This window comes from Pseudomonas entomophila (assembly GCF_029478665.1).
GTDB lineage: Bacteria > Pseudomonadota > Gammaproteobacteria > Pseudomonadales > Pseudomonadaceae > Aquipseudomonas > Aquipseudomonas entomophila_F.
Genome location: NZ_JARPQB010000034.1, coordinates 1 through 18343 on the forward strand (window position 1 = coordinate 1; position 18343 = coordinate 18343).

An 18343-nucleotide genomic window follows, 5' to 3' on the forward strand; every position below is an offset into this window, starting at 1 on the left:
CTCAGCCTCCTGAAGTCGCGAAGTTACGGGCGGCGCCTGGACGAGCGCAGCTGTCGCTAGCTGGCGGGGTGGCTAACCTCTTGATCGCCAAAGCCAAAGCCAAAGCCAAAGCCAAAGCCAAAGCCAAAGCCAAAGCCAAAGCCAAAGCCATTTTGCGCGTTCGTCGGTGCTTCGACGCAGTCGCTCGCTTTTTCACTGTCACGCAACTGTATTGTTGACTATTCTCCGATCTGTCCCAGTACACTTCTCAACTGTTACGGTATTCTGGCTCCGCAGTGAGTCGTACAAGAACAACGATCCCGTCCGCGCTTCGAGAACACACCATGACCAACCTGCTGCTGTACCAGCGCATTGCCCAGCAACTGGCCGATGATATCCGTCGTGGTGTCTATCAGCCCGGCGAGCGCGTGCCCTCGGTGCGCAAGATGAGCGCGCAGCTCAATGTCAGCCATGCCACCGTGCTGCAGGCCTATGCCAACCTCGAGGACCAGGGCCTTATCCGAGCGCGGCCGCAGTCGGGCTACTACGTGCACCAGACCCCGGCGTTGACTGCCCAGACCCCGGACATCGCCCGGGTCGAGCGCCCGGGGCTGGTCACGCGCGCCAGCATCATCCAGCAGGTTCTGGTCGAGGCGCGTCGTGATGGCGTGTTCCCCTTCGGTGCGGCGGTTCCCCATGTGGACTACCTGCCGGTGCGCGCCTTGCACCAGCAATTGGCCAAAGTCACGCGGTTCCATAGCCCGCGTGCTTTCAGCTACATGTTCAGCCCGGGTTTTGAGCCGCTGCGCCGGCAAATTGCTATCCGCATGCGCGACGCTGGTGTGTTGGTCGATCCGCGTGAAGTCGTGGTTACCCACGGTTGTGTCGATGCCTTGCAGATGTCGTTGCGAGTGCTGACCCGACCAGGTGATCTGATCGCTGCGGAATCACCGACCTACTATGGGCTGTTGCAGCTTGCCGATCTGCTCGGATTGAAGGTCATCGAGATCCCTAGTGACCCTTCCACGGGTATAAGCCTCGAAGCGTTGCAGCTGGCGGCCAACCAATGGTCGATCAAGGCATTGGTCCTGACCGCGCGCCTCAGCAACCCGCTGGGTGGCACCATTCCAGAGGAACGTCAGAAGCAACTGCTGCGCCTGGCCTCGGACTTCGACATCCAGATCGTCGAAGACGATATCTACGGCGAGCTGATGTTCGAGCAAGGCCGCACCAAGGCGCTCAAGGCGTTCGATCGCCTGGACCGGGTGATCTACTGTTCGAGTTTTTCCAAGACCCTTTCACCGGGTGTGCGGGTTGGCTGGATGATTGCCGGGCGATACCAGGATGAAATTCAGCGCTTGCAGACCTTCACTACGCATTCGGCCTGCAGCGTGACCCAGATGGGCGTGGCGGCGTATCTGGAGAACGGTGGCTATGATCGCCACCTGCGTTTCATTCGCCAGGAGTACCGCAAGAACCTGAGTGCCTACCAGTTGGCTGTGCAGCAGCACTTCCCGGAAGGTACGCAGATGACTCGACCAACAGGTGGTTTCATTCTCTGGGTGAGCCTGCCTGGACGGGTCAATACGCAAGAGCTGCATGTTCGAGCGCTGGAGCAGGGCATCAGCATTGCGCCGGGCCTGATCTTCAGCAATACCGAGCAGTTCAACCATTGTATTCGTCTCAATTGCGGCTTCCCGTGGAACAAAGAGGCCGAGCGCGCGGTGGTTGCGCTGGGGCTGCTGGCCAGTCAATTGTGCAGGGAATCGACGGCCTCACTTTTGTAGGCTTGTCAGACGCGTGTGGAACAGGGAGCATACGCGCTTTTCCAGCCTGTTCCCGGTACCTATGAAAGCGCTTCGACCATTTGCCCTCATCCTGTGCTGTGCAGTGCCCTGGTTGTCAGTGGGCATGGCCCAGGCTGCGGAGCCTGCGGCCAAGGCGCAGGCTGCAACAGGCAAGGCCGCCAAGCCGGCGAAGCCTGCTGCGAAGCCCAGGCCCAAGCCCAAGGCGAAGCCAGTCAGCAAGGCTGTCGCCAAGCCTCTGGCCGCACCCAAGCTGGACCTGAGCCTGCCGGCCGACATGGTCCGGCATCTCAAGCCGGATGTCGGTGATGTGCCGCCGCCGCGCAAGGCGTTGCTGCCGTCCATGTTTCCGACCAAGCCCAAGCCCGAGTCCGACGACAGCCCGTTCCAGCTCAATGGCCGGTTGATCAGCAACGAAATGCAATTGCAGCTTCGCAACGATGCGCGCCATGACGTGGAAGGCGCCGCAATCGATTTCGAATTTCGCAACTGACTGCCGGGTCACGGGTGAATTCATCCGTTCGGCAATTTCAAACGTATGTTTGAGCGGTTAGTATCCAGGGACGTTCGTCCCGTTTTGCTCCTGGGAGTCCTGTTGTCATGAAATGCCGCGAGGGCTGTGGTGCCTGCTGCATCGCCCCGTCCATCAGTTCGCCGATCCCCGGCATGCCAGAAGGCAAGCCGGCGGGCGAGCGCTGCCTGCACCTGAATATCGAAAACCTCTGCGAGCTGTTCGGCAGGCCCGAGCGGCCCAAGGTGTGTGGTGGCTTCAAGGCGGAAGTGGATATCTGTGGCAATGATCGTGACGACGCCATCCGCATCATCGGGTGGCTGGAGCAGATGACGGCGGCGTGACAGGTTGGATCTTCGACAACAAGGAAAAAGATGATGAGATCGATCAAGCGTATCGCACTGCTGTGTGGCATGGGTGTCCTGCTGGCGCCGACGGCCTGGGCCGAGAACTGGAAGGTGGCCAAGGACGAGGAGGGCATCAAGGTATCGCTGAGCGAAGTGCCGGGCTCGCAGTACAAGGCCTACCAAGGCGTGACCGTGATCAAGGCGCCGCTGGCCAAGGTCAGGGCGCTGCAGGAAGATGTGGTGGGGGCCTGTGCCTGGATTCACGAGTGCAAGTCGCAGAAGCTGCTCAAGCAGGAGGGTGACCAGAGCTGGACCTACACCCAGTTCAACACGCCGTGGCCGGTGACGCCGCGGGATTCGATCCTCCACGTGACCACGGTCCAGGAGGCTGATGGCAGCCTGACGCGCAAGCTCGAGGAGCAGCCAAAGTACCTGCCCGAGACAGATGGTTTCGTGCGGGTGGCTCAGGTGCAGGGCTTCTGGAAACTGGTGCCCAAGGGTGACAGCACCGAGGTGATCTACCAGGTGCACACCGAGCCGGGTGGCAGCGTGCCGGCGATGGTGGCCAACAAGTTCGTGGTGGATGCGCCGTTTAATACCCTCAAGGGGCTGCGCGCCAAAGCCGAGAGGCCGTGATAGTCCCAAGCCCGTAGGAGCCGGCCTTGCCGGCGAACACCGGCATGGCCGGTGGCATTCACCGCGTCGCCTGGTTCGCCGGCAAGGCCGGCTCCTACAGGATGTAACGAAAAAGCCCCGGCATCTCTGCCGGGGCTTTTTCGTTTCAGCGACGGGCGCTTACTTGCGGTCCTTCAGCTCGACGATGTCGCGCTGCTCGTAACCGGTGTACAGCTGGCGTGGGCGGCCGATCTTGTACGGGCCGGAGAGCATCTCTTTCCAGTGCGAGATCCAGCCCACGGTACGCGCCAGGGCGAAGATCACGGTGAACATGCTGGTCGGAATGCCGATGGCTTTCAGAATGATACCCGAGTAGAAGTCGACGTTCGGATAAAGCGAACGCTCGATGAAGTACGGATCGGTGAGGGCGATCTCTTCCAGGCGCATGGCCAGTTCGAGCTGCGGGTCGTTCTTGATGCCCAGCTCGCCCAGGACTTCGTCGCAGGTCTTCTTCATCACGGTGGCGCGCGGGTCGCGGTTCTTGTACACGCGGTGACCGAAGCCCATGAGCTTGAACGGGTCGTTCTTGTCCTTGGCCTTGGCGATGTACTTGTCGATGTTCGAGACATCGCCAATTTCATCGAGCATGGTCAGTACGGCTTCGTTCGCACCGCCGTGGGCCGGGCCCCACAGTGCGGCGATGCCGGCGGCGATACAGGCGAACGGGTTGGCACCCGAGGAGCCGGCCAGGCGCACGGTGGAGGTGGAGGCGTTCTGCTCGTGGTCGGCGTGGAGGATGAAGATCCGGTCCATCGCCTTGGCCAGCACCGGGCTGATCGGTTTGATCTCGCACGGGGTGTTGAACATCATGTGCAGGAAGTTTTCCGCGTACGACAGGTCGTTGCGCGGGTACATCATGGGCTGGCCCATGGAGTACTTGTAGACCATCGCCGCCAGGGTCGGCATTTTCGCGACCAGGCGCACGGCGGAGATTTCGCGGTGCTGCGCGTTATTGATGTCCAGCGAGTCGTGATAGAACGCCGACAGGGCGCCGACCACGCCGCACATCACCGCCATCGGGTGGGCGTCGCGGCGGAAGCCGTTGAAGAAGGACTTCAGCTGCTCGTGAACCATGGTGTGGTTCTTCACGGTGCTGACGAACTGGGCTTTCTGTTCGGCGTTGGGAAGTTCGCCGTTCAGCAGCAGGTAGCAGGTTTCGAGGTAGTCCGATTGTTCGGCCAGTTGCTCGATGGGGTAGCCGCGATGCAGCAGGATGCCCTTGTCACCGTCGATGTAGGTGATCTTCGACTCGCACGAGGCGGTCGCCATGAAGCCGGGGTCGAAGGTGAAGTGGCCGGATGCCCCCAACCCGCGGACGTCGATAACATCGGGACCAACGGTGCCGGTTAAAATGGGCAGCTCGACGGGGGCATTGCCCTCGATGACCAACTGCGCTTTTTTGTCAGCCATGTGGCCTCCTATTAATGCTTGAAATCATCAGACAGACCCCCCACGCAGGGCCCGCACCACTATAGAGGGATAAATTCGAATGTCAATTTGCCTAAAGGCTGGTTGAAACGCCCTCTGGAGCCTGGTTTTTCGCGAAATTCCCGCCCGTTTACGCCTTTTGTTCATTAAAGGCAATGCGCTATTCGGGCGAGTCCCTCACGTTGTCATGAGCAGCCTAACTGTCTATACTCGGCAGCCGACTCCCAGGGGCTTTCAAGCCCGTCCTGCTGGGTGTCGTCGCTCTCCTGGGTGGTGGGTACCTGACCAGTACACTTACCAACAACTTTGCCCTGTTAGCTAGGGGCTCTTCAGTGTGAAAAAAGCCGTGAAAAGCCAACGACCTGTAAACCTAGACCTAAGGACCATCAAACTCCCGATCACCGCGTACACGTCCATTCTTCACCGTATCTCCGGCGTCATCCTGTTCCTCGGCCTTGCCATCATGCTGTACGCATTGGGCAAGTCGCTGGGTAGCGAGGAAGGCTTTGCCGAGGTGAAGGCGTGTCTGACCAGTCCGCTGGCCAAACTGGTGACCTGGGGCCTGCTGTCCGGCCTGCTGTATCACCTCGTGGCAGGTGTGCGCCACCTGATCATGGACATGGGCATCGGTGAGACGCTGGAAGGCGGCAAGCTGGGCTCGAAAATCGTGATCGTCATCTCCGTGGTGCTGATCGTTCTGGCAGGAGTTTGGGTATGGTAACTAACGTCACGAACCTCTCGCGTTCGGGCCTCTACGACTGGATGGCGCAGCGCGTCTCGGCGGTCGTTCTCGCGGCTTACTTCATTTTCCTGATCGGCTACCTCGCCGCGCACCCGGGCATCGACTATGCCCAGTGGCACGGTCTGTTCTCCAACAACGCGATGCGTATCTTCAGTCTGCTGGCCCTCGTTGCCCTGGGCGCCCACGCCTGGGTCGGCATGTGGACCATTGCCACCGACTACCTGACGCCGATGGCGTTCGGCAAGTCGGCGACTGCGATTCGTTTCCTGTTCCAGGCGGTATGCGGCGTAGCGATGTTCGCTTACTTCGTCTGGGGTGTGCAGATTCTCTGGGGTATCTGATTCATGGCTAACATTCCAACGATTTCCTTCGACGCCATCATCATCGGTGGCGGCGGGGCAGGCATGCGCGCAGCGCTGCAACTGGCTCAAGGCGGCCACAAGACCGCCGTAGTCACCAAGGTGTTCCCGACCCGTTCGCACACCGTTTCCGCCCAGGGCGGCATCACCTGCGCCATCGCTTCGGCCGACCCGAACGACGACTGGCGCTGGCACATGTACGATACCGTCAAGGGCTCCGACTACATCGGTGACCAGGACGCGATCGAATACATGTGTCAGGAAGGCCCGGCCGCGGTCTTCGAGCTGGACCACATGGGCCTGCCGTTCTCGCGTACCGAAACTGGCCGTATCTACCAGCGTCCGTTCGGTGGCCAGTCCAAGGACTTCGGTAAAGGTGGCCAGGCCGCCCGTACCTGCGCAGCCTCCGACCGTACCGGTCACGCGCTGCTGCACACCCTGTACCAGGGCAACCTGAAGGCAGGCACCACCTTCCTCAACGAGTACTACGCCGTTGACCTGGTGAAGAACCAGGACGGCGCTTTCGTCGGTGTGATCGCGATCTGCATCGAAACCGGCGAAACCATGTACATCAAATCGAAGGCCACCGTACTGGCCACTGGCGGTGCCGGCCGTATCTACGCCTCCACCACCAACGCCCTGATCAATACCGGCGACGGTATCGGCATGGCCCTGCGTGCCGGCGTGCCGGTGCAGGACATCGAGATGTGGCAGTTCCACCCGACCGGCATCGCCGGCGCCGGTGTACTGGTCACCGAGGGTTGCCGCGGTGAGGGTGGCTACCTGATCAACGCCCACGGCGAGCGCTTCATGGAGCGTTACGCTCCAAACGCCAAAGACCTGGCCGGCCGCGACGTGGTTGCCCGTTCCATGGTCAAGGAAATCATCGCCGGCAACGGCGTGGGCCCGAACAAGGACCACGTGCTGCTGAAACTGGACCACCTCGGCGAGGAAGTGCTGCACAGCCGCCTGCCAGGTATCTGCGAGCTGTCCAAGACCTTCGCCCACGTCGACCCTGTGGTCGCGCCGGTTCCGGTCGTTCCAACCTGCCACTACATGATGGGCGGCGTTGCCACCAACATTCATGGCCAGGCCATCACCATGGACGCCGAAGGCAAGGATCACATCATTCCGGGTCTGTTCGCCGTGGGTGAAGTGGCGTGTGTATCGGTTCACGGTGCCAACCGCCTGGGCGGCAACTCGCTGCTCGACCTGGTGGTCTTCGGTCGCGCCGCCGGCCTGCACCTGGAAAAGGCGCTGAGCGATGGCGTCGAGTACCGCGATGCCAGCGACACCGACGTCGAGGTTGCCCTGAACCGCCTGAACAAGCTCAACGAGCGCACCACCGGCGAAGACGTTGCCAGCCTGAAGCGCGAGCTGCAGAGCTGCATGCAGAACTACTTCGGTGTATTCCGTACCGGCGAATACATGCAGAAGGGTATCGAGCAGTTGGCCGGCCTGCGTGACCGCATCGCCAACGTCAAGATCAACGACAAGTCCCAGGCCTTCAATACCGCGCGTATCGAAGCGCTGGAGCTGCAGAACCTGCTGGAAGTCGCCGAAGCTACCGCCATTGCGGCCGAAGCCCGTAAAGAGTCCCGCGGCGCGCACGCCCGTGAAGACTTCGAAGACCGTGACGACGAGAACTGGCTGTGCCACACCCTGTACTACCCGGGTGAGAAGCGCGTCGCCAAGCGTGGCGTCAACTTTGCGCCGAAGACAGTTCCTGCCTTCGAACCAAAAGTCCGGACTTACTAAGGGTGGCCGCTATGTTGAAAGTCGAAGTTTATCGTTACAACCCGGACACCGACTCGGCGCCCAAGATGGAGTCGTTCGACGTCGATACCGGCGGCAAGGACCTGATGGTGCTGGACGTGCTGGCGCTGATCAAGGAGAAGGACGAGGGCTTCTCGTACCGTCGCTCCTGCCGTGAAGGCGTTTGCGGTTCCGATGGCATGAACATGAACGGCAAGAACGGCCTGGCCTGCATCACCCCGCTGTCGGGCGTGGTCAAGGGCAACAAGCTGGTGCTGCGCCCGCTGCCGGGCCTGCCGGTCATTCGTGACCTGGTCGTCGATATGAGCATCTTCTACAAGCAGTACGAGAAGGTGAAGCCGTTCCTGCAGAACGACACCCCGGCCCCGGCCATCGAGCGTCTGCAGTCGCCGGAAGATCGCGACAAGCTGGACGGTCTGTACGAGTGCATCCTGTGCGCCTGCTGCTCGACCTCCTGCCCATCGTTCTGGTGGAACCCGGACAAGTTCCTGGGCCCCGCCGCCCTGCTGCAGGCCTATCGTTTCCTGGCCGACAGCCGTGACACCAAGACCCAGGAGCGCCTGGCGTCCCTGGATGACCCGTTCAGCGTATTCCGCTGCCGCGGGATCATGAACTGCGTGAACGTCTGCCCGAAGGGGCTGAACCCGACCAAGGCAATCGGCCACGTACGTAACATGCTGCTGCAAAGCGGCACCTGATTCAAACGTTGTACCTGCAGTAAACCTCGGTGTGGGCGCTGTGCCCGCACTGAGGTAAACCCGAGCAAGGGCCCACAAAGCCCGCGCTCATTACCTATGAAGATATGAGACCAGCAGGGGCTTCCGGGCTGGTACCCGGAAAATCAGCAGGATCCAGGTGGCGTGGTTCAGTCGCTGTGTTCGGACTTTTCCAGGTTTGCTGTGGCTCTCGCCGATCAGTCCCCTAACCGAGGGTGACCAAGCATGCAAGAAAGCGTGATGCAGCGCATGTGGGATAGCGCCCACCTTTCAGGTGGTAACGCTGCATATGTGGAAGAGCTTTATGAGCTCTACCTGCACGACCCTAACGCTGTGCCAGAAGAGTGGCGCACTTACTTCCAGAAGTTGCCCGCTGACGGCAGCACCGCTACCGATGTATCGCACTCGACGATCCGCGACCATTTCGTACTGCTGGCAAAGAACCAGCGCCGCGCCCAACCGGTTTCCGCCGGGAGCGTGAGCAGTGAACACGAGAAGAAGCAGGTTGAAGTGCTGCGACTGATCCAGGCCTATCGTATGCGCGGCCATCAGGCTGCCAAGCTCGACCCGTTGGGGTTGTGGCAGCGTCCTGCGCCCGTAGACCTGTCGATCAATCACTACGGCTTGACCAATGCCGACCTTGATACGACCTTCCGTGCCGGCGACCTGTTCATCGGCAAAGAGGAAGCGAGCCTACGCGAAATCTTCGAGGCGCTGCAGAAGACATATTGTCGCACCATTGGCGCCGAGTTCACCCACATCGTCGATTCCGAGCAGCGCAGCTGGTTCCAGCAGCGTCTGGAAAGCGTGCGTGGCCGTCCGGAATTCTCCGCCGACGTGCAGACCCATCTGCTCGAGCGTGTCACCGCCGGTGAGGGCCTGGAGAAGTACCTGGGCACCAAGTACCCAGGCACCAAGCGCTTTGGTCTTGAAGGTGGCGAAAGCCTGATCCCGATGCTGGACGAAATGATCCAGCGCTCCGGCAGCTACGGCACCAAGGAAGTCGTGATTGGCATGGCCCACCGTGGCCGCCTGAACGTGCTCGTCAACACCTTCGGCAAGAACCCGCGCGAGCTGTTCGACGAGTTCGAAGGCAAGAAGATGAACGAGCTGGGCTCCGGTGACGTGAAGTATCACCAGGGCTTCTCCTCCAACGTGATGACCCCCGGTGGCGAAGTTCACCTGGCCATGGCGTTCAACCCCTCCCACCTGGAAATCGTCTCGCCAGTGGTGGAAGGCTCGGTTCGCGCCCGTCAGGACCGCCGCAACGACACCGTGGGTGACAAGGTCCTGCCGATCTCGATCCACGGTGACGCTGCGTTCGCCGGCCAGGGCGTGGTCATGGAAACCTTCCAGATGTCGCAGACCCGCGGTTTCAAGACCGGCGGCACCGTGCACATCGTGATCAACAACCAGGTCGGTTTCACCATCAGCAACCCGCTGGACTCGCGCTCCACCGAGTACGCCACCGACGTTGCCAAGATGATCCAGGCGCCGATCCTGCACGTGAACGGCGACGATCCTGAAGCGGTGCTGTTCGTCACCCAGCTGGCCGTCGACTACCGCATGCAGTTCAAGCGCGACGTGGTCATCGACCTGGTCTGCTACCGTCGTCGCGGCCACAACGAGGCCGACGAACCCAACGGCACCCAGCCGCTGATGTATCAGCAGATCAGCAAGCAGCGCACCACCCGTGAGCTGTACGCCGACGCGCTGATCCAGGCCGGCCGCATCGATGCCGAGCGCGCCCAGGCCAAGATCGACGAGTACCGCAACGCGCTGGACAACGGCCTGCACGTAGTGAAGAGCCTGGTCAAGGAACCCAACCGCGAGCTGTTCGTCGACTGGCGTCCATACCTGGGCCATGCCTGGACCGCGCGCCACGACACCCGCTTCGACCTCAAGACCCTTCAGGACCTGTCGGCCAAGCTGCTGGAACTGCCGGAAGGCTTCGTCGTCCAGCGCCAGGTGGCGAAGATCTACGAAGACCGCCAGAAGATGCAGGCCGGTGGCTTGCCGATCAACTGGGGTTACGCGGAGACCATGGCCTACGCCACTCTGCAGTTCGAAGGTCACCCGATCCGCATGACCGGCCAGGACATCGGCCGCGGCACCTTCTCGCACCGTCACGCGGTGCTGCACAACCAGAAGGACGCCAGCACCTACATCCCGCTGCAGAACCTGTTCCCGGGCCAGCCACGTTTCGACCTGTACGATTCGTTCCTGTCCGAGGAAGCGGTACTGGCCTTCGAATACGGTTACTCGACCACCACGCCGAACGCGTTGGTGATCTGGGAAGCCCAGTTCGGCGACTTCGCCAACGGTGCGCAAGTGGTGATCGACCAGTTCATCACCAGTGGCGAGCACAAGTGGGGTCGCCTGTGCGGCCTGACCATGCTGCTGCCGCACGGTTATGAAGGGCAGGGCCCGGAGCACTCCTCCGCGCGTCTGGAGCGTTACCTGCAGCTGTGCGCCGAGCACAACATCCAGGTTTGCGTACCGACCACGCCGGCACAGATCTACCACCTGCTGCGTCGCCAGGTGATCCGCCCGCTGCGCAAGCCGCTGGTCGTGCTCACACCGAAGTCGCTGCTGCGCCACAAGCTGGCCATCTCGACCTTGGAAGACCTGGCCGAAGGCTCGTTCCAGACCGTGATCCCGGAAATTGACACCCTCGATCCGGCCAAGGTCGAGCGTCTGGTGCTGGCCAGCGGCAAGGTCTACTACGACCTGCTGGAAAAACGCCGTGCCGAAGGCCGCGAAGACATCGCCATCGTGCGTATCGAGCAGCTGTATCCGTTCCCAGAGGACGACCTGGTCGAAATCCTCGCGCCTTACACCAACCTCAAGCATGCGGTCTGGTGTCAGGAAGAGCCGATGAACCAGGGCGCCTGGTACAGCAGCCAGCACCACATGCGCCGTATCCTGGGCCGCCACAACAAGGCGCTGGTCCTGGAATACGCCGGACGCGACGCTTCCGCCGCGCCAGCCTGTGGTTACGCATCGAAGCACGCCGAACAGCAGGAAAAACTGCTGCAAGACGCGTTCACTGTCTAACGCCTTCGCGCACCTGAAACCGAATTTAAGGAAACACAGATAATGGCTATCGAGATCAAAGCCCCAACCTTCCCGGAATCGGTTGCCGATGGCACCGTTGCCACCTGGCACAAGCAGCCGGGCGACGCCGTCAAGCGTGACGAGCTGATCGTCGACATCGAGACCGACAAGGTCGTCCTGGAAGTCCTGGCCACCGCCGACGGCGTGCTGGGCGCCATCGTCAAGGGCGAGGGCGACACCGTCCTGTCCGACGAAGTCCTGGGTTCGATCGTTGAAGGTGGCGCTGCCGCCGCTCCGGCCGCTGCCGCTCCGGCTGCCGTTGCCGCCGACGCTGGCGAAGACGACCCGGTCGCCGCTCCAGCCGCGCGCAAGCTGGCTGAAGAGAACGGTATCGACCTGGCTACCGTTGCTGGCACCGGCAAGGGCGGTCGCATCACCAAGGAAGACGTCGTTGCTGCAGTCGCCAACAAGAAGTCGGCACCTGCTCCGGCCGCCAAGCCTGCCGCAGCCGCCGCTGCCCCGGTTGTCGTTGCCGCTGGCGACCGCACCGAGAAGCGCGTACCGATGACCCGCCTGCGCGCCAAGATCGCCGAGCGTCTGGTCGAAGCACAGTCGAACATGGCCATGCTGACCACCTTCAACGAAGTCGACATGACCGAAGTCATGGCCCTGCGTTCGAAGTACAAGGACCTGTTCGAGAAGACCCACAACGGCGTGCGCCTGGGCTTCATGTCGTTCTTCGTCAAGGCGGCCACCGAAGCGCTGAAGCGCTTCCCGGCAGTCAACGCCTCGATCGACGGCAACGACATCGTCTACCACGGTTTCGCTGACGTTGGCGTCGCTGTTTCCAGCGACCGCGGCCTGGTGGTTCCAGTCCTGCGCAACGCCGAGTCGATGTCGCTGGCCGAGATCGAGAACGGCATCGCCACCTTCGGCAAGAAGGCCCGTGACGGCAAGCTGGCCATCGAAGAGATGACTGGCGGTACCTTCACCATCACCAACGGTGGTACCTTCGGCTCGATGATGTCGACCCCGATCGTCAACCCGCCGCAGGCCGCGATCCTGGGCATGCACAACATCATCCAGCGCCCGATGGCCATCAACGGCCAAGTGGTGATCCGCCCGATGATGTACCTGGCGCTGTCCTACGACCACCGCCTGATCGACGGCAAGGAAGCGGTAACCTTCCTGGTGACCATCAAGAACCTGCTGGAAGATCCGTCTCGCCTGCTGCTGGACATCTAAATCGCAGCGCAAGCCGCGGGCGCCGCGCTTCTCCCGAAGCACGTGCGCCTGGCGGCTTGCCGCTCGTAGCTTGAAGCTAAAAAGGAATCGTTTATGACCCAGAAATTCGACGTGGTAGTGATTGGTGCAGGTCCTGGCGGCTATGTGGCCGCGATCAAGGCCGCACAACTCGGCTTCAGCACCGCCTGCATCGAGAAATACACCGACGCCGAGGGCAAGCTGGCCCTGGGCGGTACCTGCCTGAACGTGGGTTGCATTCCTTCCAAGGCTCTGCTGGACAGTTCCTGGAAGTACAAGGAAGCCAAAGAGAGCTTCAATGTGCACGGTATCTCCACTGGCGAAGTGAAGATGGACGTTGCCGCGATGGTTGGCCGCAAGGCTGGCATCGTCAAGAACCTGACCGGTGGCGTCGCCACCCTGTTCAAGGCCAACGGTGTCACTTCGATCCAGGGCCACGGCAAGCTGCTGGCCGGCAAGAAAGTCGAAGTCACCAAGGCTGACGGCACGACTGAAATCATCGAAGCCGAGAACGTGATCCTGGCCTCCGGCTCGCGTCCGATCGACATTCCACCAGCTCCGGTCGACCAGAACGTCATCGTCGACTCCACCGGTGCCCTGGAATTCCAATCGGTTCCGAAGCGCCTGGGCGTCATCGGTGCCGGCGTGATCGGCCTGGAGCTGGGTTCGGTCTGGGCTCGCCTGGGTGCCGAAGTCACTGTCCTGGAAGCCCTGGACACCTTCCTGATGGCTGCCGACACCGCCGTGTCGAAAGAAGCCCAGAAGACCCTGACCAAGCAAGGCCTGGACATCAAGCTGGGCGCTCGCGTCACCGGCTCGAAAGTCAACGGCAACGAAGTCGAAGTCACCTACACCAACGCCGAAGGCGAGCAGAAGATCACCTTCGACAAGCTGATCGTCGCGGTCGGCCGTCGTCCGGTGACCACCGACCTGCTGGCCGCCGACAGCGGCGTGACCATCGACGAGCGTGGCTACATCTTCGTCGACGATCACTGCGCCACCAGCGTACCGGGCGTGTTCGCCATCGGTGACGTGGTGCGCGGCATGATGCTGGCGCACAAGGCCTCGGAAGAGGGCATCATGGTCGTCGAGCGCATCAAGGGCCACAAAGCCCAGATGAACTACGACCTGATCCCGTCGGTCATCTACACCCACCCGGAAATCGCGTGGGTCGGCAAGACCGAACAGGCGTTGAAAGCCGAAGGCGTTGAGGTTAACGTGGGCACCTTCCCGTTCGCGGCCAGCGGCCGTGCGATGGCAGCCAACGATACCGGTGGTTTCGTCAAGGTCATCGCCGACGCGAAGACCGACCGCGTACTGGGCGTGCATGTGATCGGCCCATCGGCCGCTGAACTGGTGCAGCAGGGCGCGATCGCAATGGAATTCGGCACCAGTGCCGAGGACCTGGGCATGATGGTCTTCAGCCATCCGACCCTGTCCGAAGCGCTGCATGAAGCAGCGCTGGCGGTGAATGGCGGTGCCATTCACGTCGCCAACCGTAAGAAGCGTTAATTATAAGAAACCACGGCGGTCTGCCCGTCGTGGGTCTTGCGTGCAAGACTCACCGCGGAACGTCCGCCGGACCGGATCACACGGGAAAACCCGGGGTCAACGGTCACAGGTGGTGCGGCGCCAGTAATGGCGCAGCGCCGAAGCGCAGTACCTAACGAAGACGGTAAAAAGCATGAATCTTCACGAGTATCAGGGTAAGCAGCTGTTCGCTGAATACGGCCTGCCAGTTTCCAAGGGTTTCGCAGTCGATACCCCTGAGCAAGCGGCAGAAGCCTGCGACAAGATCGGCGGTTCGGAGTGGGTCGTCAAAGCCCAGGTCCACGCTGGTGGTCGCGGTAAAGCGGGCGGCGTAAAGCTGGTTCGCAGCAAGGAAGACGCCAAGGCGTTCGCTGCACAGTGGTTGGGCAAGAATCTGGTCACCTACCAGACCGATGCCAACGGTCAACCCGTCTCCAAGATTCTGGTCGAATCCTGCACTGACATCGCCAAAGAGCTGTACCTGGGCGCTGTAGTCGATCGTTCGAGCCGCCGTATCGTGTTCATGGCTTCCACCGAAGGTGGCGTGGACATCGAGAAAGTCGCTCACGAAACGCCTGAGAAGATCCTCAAGGCCACCATCGATCCGCTGGTCGGCGCTCAGCCGTTCCAGGGTCGTGAACTGGCGTTCCAGCTGGGCCTGGAAGGCAAGCAAGTCCAACAGTTCGCCAAGATCTTCGTAGGCCTGGCCAAGCTGTTCAAGGATCACGACCTGGCCCTGCTGGAAGTGAACCCGCTGGTGATCAAGGCTGACGGCGACCTGCACTGCCTCGATGCCAAGATCAACATCGACGCCAACGCCATGTACCGTCAACCGAAGCTGAAGACCTTCCACGACCCGTCGCAGGACGACGCTCGTGAAGCCCACGCTGCCAAGTTCGAACTGAACTACGTGGCGCTGGAAGGCAACATCGGCTGCATGGTAAACGGTGCCGGCCTGGCCATGGGTACCATGGACATCGTCAACCTGCACGGCGGCAAGCCAGCCAACTTCCTCGACGTGGGCGGCGGCGCTACCAAAGAGCGCGTTACCGAAGCGTTCAAGATCATTCTGTCCGACAGCAATGTCGCGGCCGTTCTGGTCAACATCTTCGGCGGCATCGTTCGCTGCGACATGATTGCCGAAGGCATCATCGGTGCAGTGAAAGAAGTCGGCGTCAAAGTACCGGTCGTCGTTCGCCTCGAAGGCAACAACGCCGAACTGGGCGCTAAAGTACTGGCAGAAAGCGGTTTGAACATCATTGCGGCAACCAGCCTGACCGACGCTGCTCAACAAGTTGTCAAAGCTGCGGAGGGCAAGTAATGAGCGTCCTGATCAATAAAGACACCAAAGTCATCTGCCAGGGCTTCACCGGCTCGCAGGGTACTTTCCACTCCGAACAAGCCATCGCCTACGGCACCAAGATGGTCGGCGGCGTCACCCCAGGCAAGGGTGGCACCACCCACCTGGGCCTGCCGGTGTTCAACACCGTGAAAGAAGCCGTGGAAGCCACCGGCGCTGACGCGTCGGTCATCTACGTACCGGCTCCTTTCTGCAAGGACTCGATCCTGGAAGCCGCCTTCGGTGGCATCAAGCTGATCGTCTGCATCACCGAGGGTATCCCTACCCTCGACATGCTGGACGCCAAGGTCAAGTGCGACGAGCTGGGCGTAACGCTCATCGGCCCTAACTGCCCAGGCGTGATCACGCCGGGCGAGTGCAAGATCGGCATCATGCCAGGCCACATCCACCTGCCAGGCAAGGTCGGTATCGTTTCGCGTTCCGGCACCCTGACCTACGAAGCTGTCAAGCAGACCACCGACGCCGGCTTCGGCCAGTCGACCTGCGTCGGCATTGGCGGTGACCCGATCCCGGGCTCCAACTTCATCGATATCCTGAAGCTGTTCCAGGAAGACCCGAAGACCGAAGCGATCGTCATGATCGGTGAGATCGGCGGTTCCGCTGAAGAAGAGGCCGCGGCCTACATCAAGGCCAACGTGACCAAGCCTGTCGTCTCTTACATCGCCGGTGTTACCGCACCTGCGGGCAAGCGCATGGGCCACGCTGGCGCCATCATCTCCGGTGGCAAGGGCACTGCGGACGAGAAGTTCGCTGCTCTGCAGGACGCTGGTGTGAAGACCGTGCGTTCCCTGGCTGACATCGGCAAGGCCCTGGCCGAGCTGACTGGCTGGGAAGTCAAGAAGTAAGCAACACGTAGTACCCCCCACGCGCACAAAGGCCACCTTCGGGTGGCCTTTGTCGTTTCCGTGGCTGTGCACGGTCTGGTGTAGGAGCCGGCCTTGCCGGCGAACATAGGCGACGCGCAGGGAGGCACCGGCTTAGCCGGTGTTCGCCGGCAGGGCCGGCTCCTACGGAAAATTCGATCACTTCAATCAGTGTTTTCAACCAGACAATCACTCAAATACGCAATAAATTGTCGCCAGACACATTCAACAAGACGACAAACACATACGCACATCGGACAAGCAGCACTGTGCCAGTGCGTTTGTCGGGCAAAACAGGTAGGCTACGCGTTCACTCTGTGCCCGTACCCCAAAAGGGAACGACACGCTAAACGGGTCTGGCTCACCAAGCCGGGCAGCATTTCCCTTAATCCTGTGGGAAATCCCCTCCGACTCCCGATTTCAGCAGTGTGGTATTTCCTTAAATGAAAGTGTTAAAAGGCCAGGATATCCTGGCGCTTGGCTTTATGACGTTTGCGCTTTTCGTAGGCGCCGGCAACATCATCTTCCCGCCCATCGTCGGCCTGCAGTCAGGTCCGCACGTGTGGATGGCTGCGCTTGGTTTCCTGGTCACCGCCGTGGGCCTGCCGGTCATCACCGTAGTCGCCCTGGCCAAGGTCGGTGGCGGCATGGATGCCCTGAGCAGCCCGATCGGCAAGTTCTTCGGTGGCCTGCTGGCGGCCGTGTGCTACCTCTCGGTCGGCCCGCTGTTCGCCACTCCGCGCACCGCGACCGTCTCGTTCGAAGTGGGCGTGGCGCCGCTGACCGGTGAGAGCCCCGTGGCGCTGCTCATCTACAGCGTCGTGTACTTCGCCGTGGTACTGGCCGTGTCCATGTACCCGGGCAAGCTGCTCGACACCGTGGGCCGTTTCCTCGCGCCATTGAAGATCATCGCCCTGGCTGTGCTGGGTATCGCGGCGTTCGCACTGCCGGCCGGCACGATTGGCGAGGCTCAGCCTGCCTATGCCGCCGCTGCGTTCTCCAAAGGTTTCTCCGATGGTTACCTGACCATGGACACGCTGGGGGCCCTGGTCTTCGGTATCGTCATCGTCAACGCCATTCGTTCGCGTGGGGTCGAGTCACCGAAGCTGATCACCCGCTATGCCATTATCGCGGGCCTGATTGCAGGCGTGGGGCTGGTCCTGGTTTATGTCAGCCTGTTCCGTCTCGGGGCGGGCAGCCATGACATCGCAGCCGACGCCACCAACGGCGCGATGGTCTTGCATGCCTATGTGCAGCACACCTTCGGTTCCCTGGGCAGCGGCTTCCTGGCCGTGCTGATCGCGCTGGCTTGCCTGGTGACCGCTGTTGGCCTGACCTGCGCCTGCGCCGAATACTTCAGCCAGATCCTGCCGCTGTCGTACCGCACCCTGGTGGTGATCCTCGCAGGCTTCTCGCTGCTGATCTCCAACCTGGGCCTGACCAAGCTGATCATGTTCTCGATTCCCGTGCTGACGGCGATCTACCCGCCTTGCATCGTGGTGGTAGGCCTGAGCTTCGTGAAGGACCTGTGGAATTCGCCAACCCGCATCCTGGCGCCGGTCATGCTGGTGTCGCTGGTATTCGGCGTTGTCGACGCGATCAAGGGCAGCAGCTTTGCCCATGTGCTGCCTGATGCCTTGGCCCACCTGCCATTCAGCAACGAAGGCATGGCCTGGCTGGTGCCTTCGGTGGTCACCCTTGCTGCTGCCGTGGTCTGCGACCGCATGCTGGGCAAGCCACGCGAAGCGCTGGCCTGATGGATTGAAACCTGAAGGGTAGGGCGCTGGCCACAAGCCGAAGGGCGCCCACCAACGGTGGATATCGAAACCCCGCTTCCGTAAAGGAACGGGGTTTTTTGTTGCCTGTGCCTCGCGATTTTTACTCGATGGCGTGTCTTTTACCGCTACCAGGCGTCGAAAGCCGGTCTGTTTC

General features: G+C 61.4%; 16 protein-coding genes. 15 read left to right on the top strand and 1 reads right to left on the bottom strand.

Annotated elements, in window-relative coordinates:
• From P5705_RS17375 to P5705_RS17395, 5 genes are all read left to right on the top strand, one after another.
• Window positions 1–218, top strand: a 218-nt coding sequence (locus tag P5705_RS17375) for a hypothetical protein (RefSeq protein WP_277462101.1), incomplete at its 5' end; no start/stop codon positions are given.
• 105 nt (window positions 219–323) lie between these two features.
• Window positions 324–1766 (top strand): PLP-dependent aminotransferase family protein, encoded by a 1443-nt coding sequence (locus P5705_RS17380; protein ID WP_213657603.1) that lies wholly within the window; start codon window positions 324–326, stop codon window positions 1764–1766.
• Between the two features lie 61 nt (window positions 1767–1827).
• A complete protein-coding gene (locus P5705_RS17385; protein WP_277462105.1) occupies window positions 1828–2277 on the top strand; it encodes a hypothetical protein in 450 nt (149 codons plus the stop codon).
• A 107-nt stretch (window positions 2278–2384) separates the two neighbouring features.
• The gene (locus tag P5705_RS17390; protein WP_277462106.1) at window positions 2385–2639 is read left to right on the top strand and encodes a YkgJ family cysteine cluster protein; all 255 of its coding nucleotides are present in this window, start codon (window positions 2385–2387) and stop codon (window positions 2637–2639) included.
• Between the two features lie 33 nt (window positions 2640–2672).
• Window positions 2673–3278 (top strand): START domain-containing protein, encoded by a 606-nt coding sequence (locus tag P5705_RS17395; protein WP_431196955.1) that lies wholly within the window; start codon window positions 2673–2675, stop codon window positions 3276–3278.
• Between the two features lie 159 nt (window positions 3279–3437).
• On the opposite strand, the gene gltA is transcribed toward P5705_RS17395, so the two are convergent.
• The gene (gene gltA / locus P5705_RS17400) at window positions 3438–4727 is read right to left on the bottom strand and encodes a citrate synthase (protein WP_011534756.1); all 1290 of its coding nucleotides are present in this window, start codon (window positions 4725–4727) and stop codon (window positions 3438–3440) included.
• A 352-nt stretch (window positions 4728–5079) separates the two neighbouring features.
• On the opposite strand from gltA, the gene sdhC reads away from it, so the two are divergent.
• From sdhC to brnQ, 10 genes are all read left to right on the top strand, one after another.
• A complete protein-coding gene (gene sdhC, locus P5705_RS17405) occupies window positions 5080–5466 on the top strand; it encodes a succinate dehydrogenase, cytochrome b556 subunit (RefSeq protein WP_011534755.1) in 387 nt (128 codons plus the stop codon).
• Complete coding sequence (gene sdhD / locus P5705_RS17410; RefSeq protein ID WP_277462108.1) at window positions 5460–5828, top strand: succinate dehydrogenase, hydrophobic membrane anchor protein; 369 nt, start codon at window positions 5460–5462, stop codon at window positions 5826–5828. The genes sdhC and sdhD overlap by 7 nt, the downstream gene beginning before the upstream one ends.
• 3 nt (window positions 5829–5831) lie before the next feature.
• The gene (sdhA, locus tag P5705_RS17415; protein ID WP_277462109.1) at window positions 5832–7604 is read left to right on the top strand and encodes a succinate dehydrogenase flavoprotein subunit; all 1773 of its coding nucleotides are present in this window, start codon (window positions 5832–5834) and stop codon (window positions 7602–7604) included.
• A gap of 11 nt (window positions 7605–7615) precedes the next feature.
• A complete protein-coding gene (locus P5705_RS17420; protein WP_012315348.1) occupies window positions 7616–8320 on the top strand; it encodes a succinate dehydrogenase iron-sulfur subunit in 705 nt (234 codons plus the stop codon).
• Between the two features lie 243 nt (window positions 8321–8563).
• On the top strand, window positions 8564–11395 hold the full coding sequence (locus tag P5705_RS17425; RefSeq protein ID WP_277462110.1) for a 2-oxoglutarate dehydrogenase E1 component: 2832 nt from the start codon (window positions 8564–8566) through the stop codon (window positions 11393–11395).
• 42 nt (window positions 11396–11437) lie between these two features.
• Complete coding sequence (gene odhB / locus P5705_RS17430) at window positions 11438–12640, top strand: 2-oxoglutarate dehydrogenase complex dihydrolipoyllysine-residue succinyltransferase (protein WP_277462111.1); 1203 nt, start codon at window positions 11438–11440, stop codon at window positions 12638–12640.
• A gap of 93 nt (window positions 12641–12733) precedes the next feature.
• Window positions 12734–14170, top strand: a complete 1437-nt coding sequence (gene lpdA / locus P5705_RS17435; protein ID WP_240065199.1) for a dihydrolipoyl dehydrogenase — start codon at window positions 12734–12736, stop codon at window positions 14168–14170.
• 172 nt (window positions 14171–14342) lie between these two features.
• Window positions 14343–15509, top strand: a complete 1167-nt coding sequence (gene sucC / locus P5705_RS17440) for an ADP-forming succinate--CoA ligase subunit beta (protein ID WP_011534748.1) — start codon at window positions 14343–14345, stop codon at window positions 15507–15509.
• Window positions 15509–16393 (top strand): succinate--CoA ligase subunit alpha, encoded by an 885-nt coding sequence (gene sucD, locus P5705_RS17445; protein WP_004376004.1) that lies wholly within the window; start codon window positions 15509–15511, stop codon window positions 16391–16393. The genes sucC and sucD overlap by 1 nt, the downstream gene beginning before the upstream one ends.
• 461 nt (window positions 16394–16854) lie before the next feature.
• The gene (gene brnQ / locus P5705_RS17450) at window positions 16855–18168 is read left to right on the top strand and encodes a branched-chain amino acid transport system II carrier protein (protein ID WP_277462116.1); all 1314 of its coding nucleotides are present in this window, start codon (window positions 16855–16857) and stop codon (window positions 18166–18168) included.
• Window positions 18169–18343: the final 175 nt, after the last annotated feature.

Coding starts and splice junctions, on each gene's coding strand:
- P5705_RS17380 (WP_213657603.1), top strand. CDS start 324: ATGACCAACCTGCTGCTGTACCAGCGCATTGCCCAGCAACTGGCCGAT.
- P5705_RS17385 (WP_277462105.1), top strand. CDS start 1,828: ATGAAAGCGCTTCGACCATTTGCCCTCATCCTGTGCTGTGCAGTGCCC.
- P5705_RS17390 (WP_277462106.1), top strand. CDS start 2,385: ATGAAATGCCGCGAGGGCTGTGGTGCCTGCTGCATCGCCCCGTCCATC.
- P5705_RS17395 (WP_431196955.1), top strand. CDS start 2,673: ATGAGATCGATCAAGCGTATCGCACTGCTGTGTGGCATGGGTGTCCTG.
- gltA (WP_011534756.1), bottom strand. CDS start 4,727: ATGGCTGACAAAAAAGCGCAGTTGGTCATCGAGGGCAATGCCCCCGTC.
- sdhD (WP_277462108.1), top strand. CDS start 5,460: ATGGTAACTAACGTCACGAACCTCTCGCGTTCGGGCCTCTACGACTGG.
- sdhA (WP_277462109.1), top strand. CDS start 5,832: ATGGCTAACATTCCAACGATTTCCTTCGACGCCATCATCATCGGTGGC.
- P5705_RS17420 (WP_012315348.1), top strand. CDS start 7,616: ATGTTGAAAGTCGAAGTTTATCGTTACAACCCGGACACCGACTCGGCG.
- P5705_RS17425 (WP_277462110.1), top strand. CDS start 8,564: ATGCAAGAAAGCGTGATGCAGCGCATGTGGGATAGCGCCCACCTTTCA.
- odhB (WP_277462111.1), top strand. CDS start 11,438: ATGGCTATCGAGATCAAAGCCCCAACCTTCCCGGAATCGGTTGCCGAT.
- lpdA (WP_240065199.1), top strand. CDS start 12,734: ATGACCCAGAAATTCGACGTGGTAGTGATTGGTGCAGGTCCTGGCGGC.
- sucC (WP_011534748.1), top strand. CDS start 14,343: ATGAATCTTCACGAGTATCAGGGTAAGCAGCTGTTCGCTGAATACGGC.
- sucD (WP_004376004.1), top strand. CDS start 15,509: ATGAGCGTCCTGATCAATAAAGACACCAAAGTCATCTGCCAGGGCTTC.
- brnQ (WP_277462116.1), top strand. CDS start 16,855: ATGAAAGTGTTAAAAGGCCAGGATATCCTGGCGCTTGGCTTTATGACG.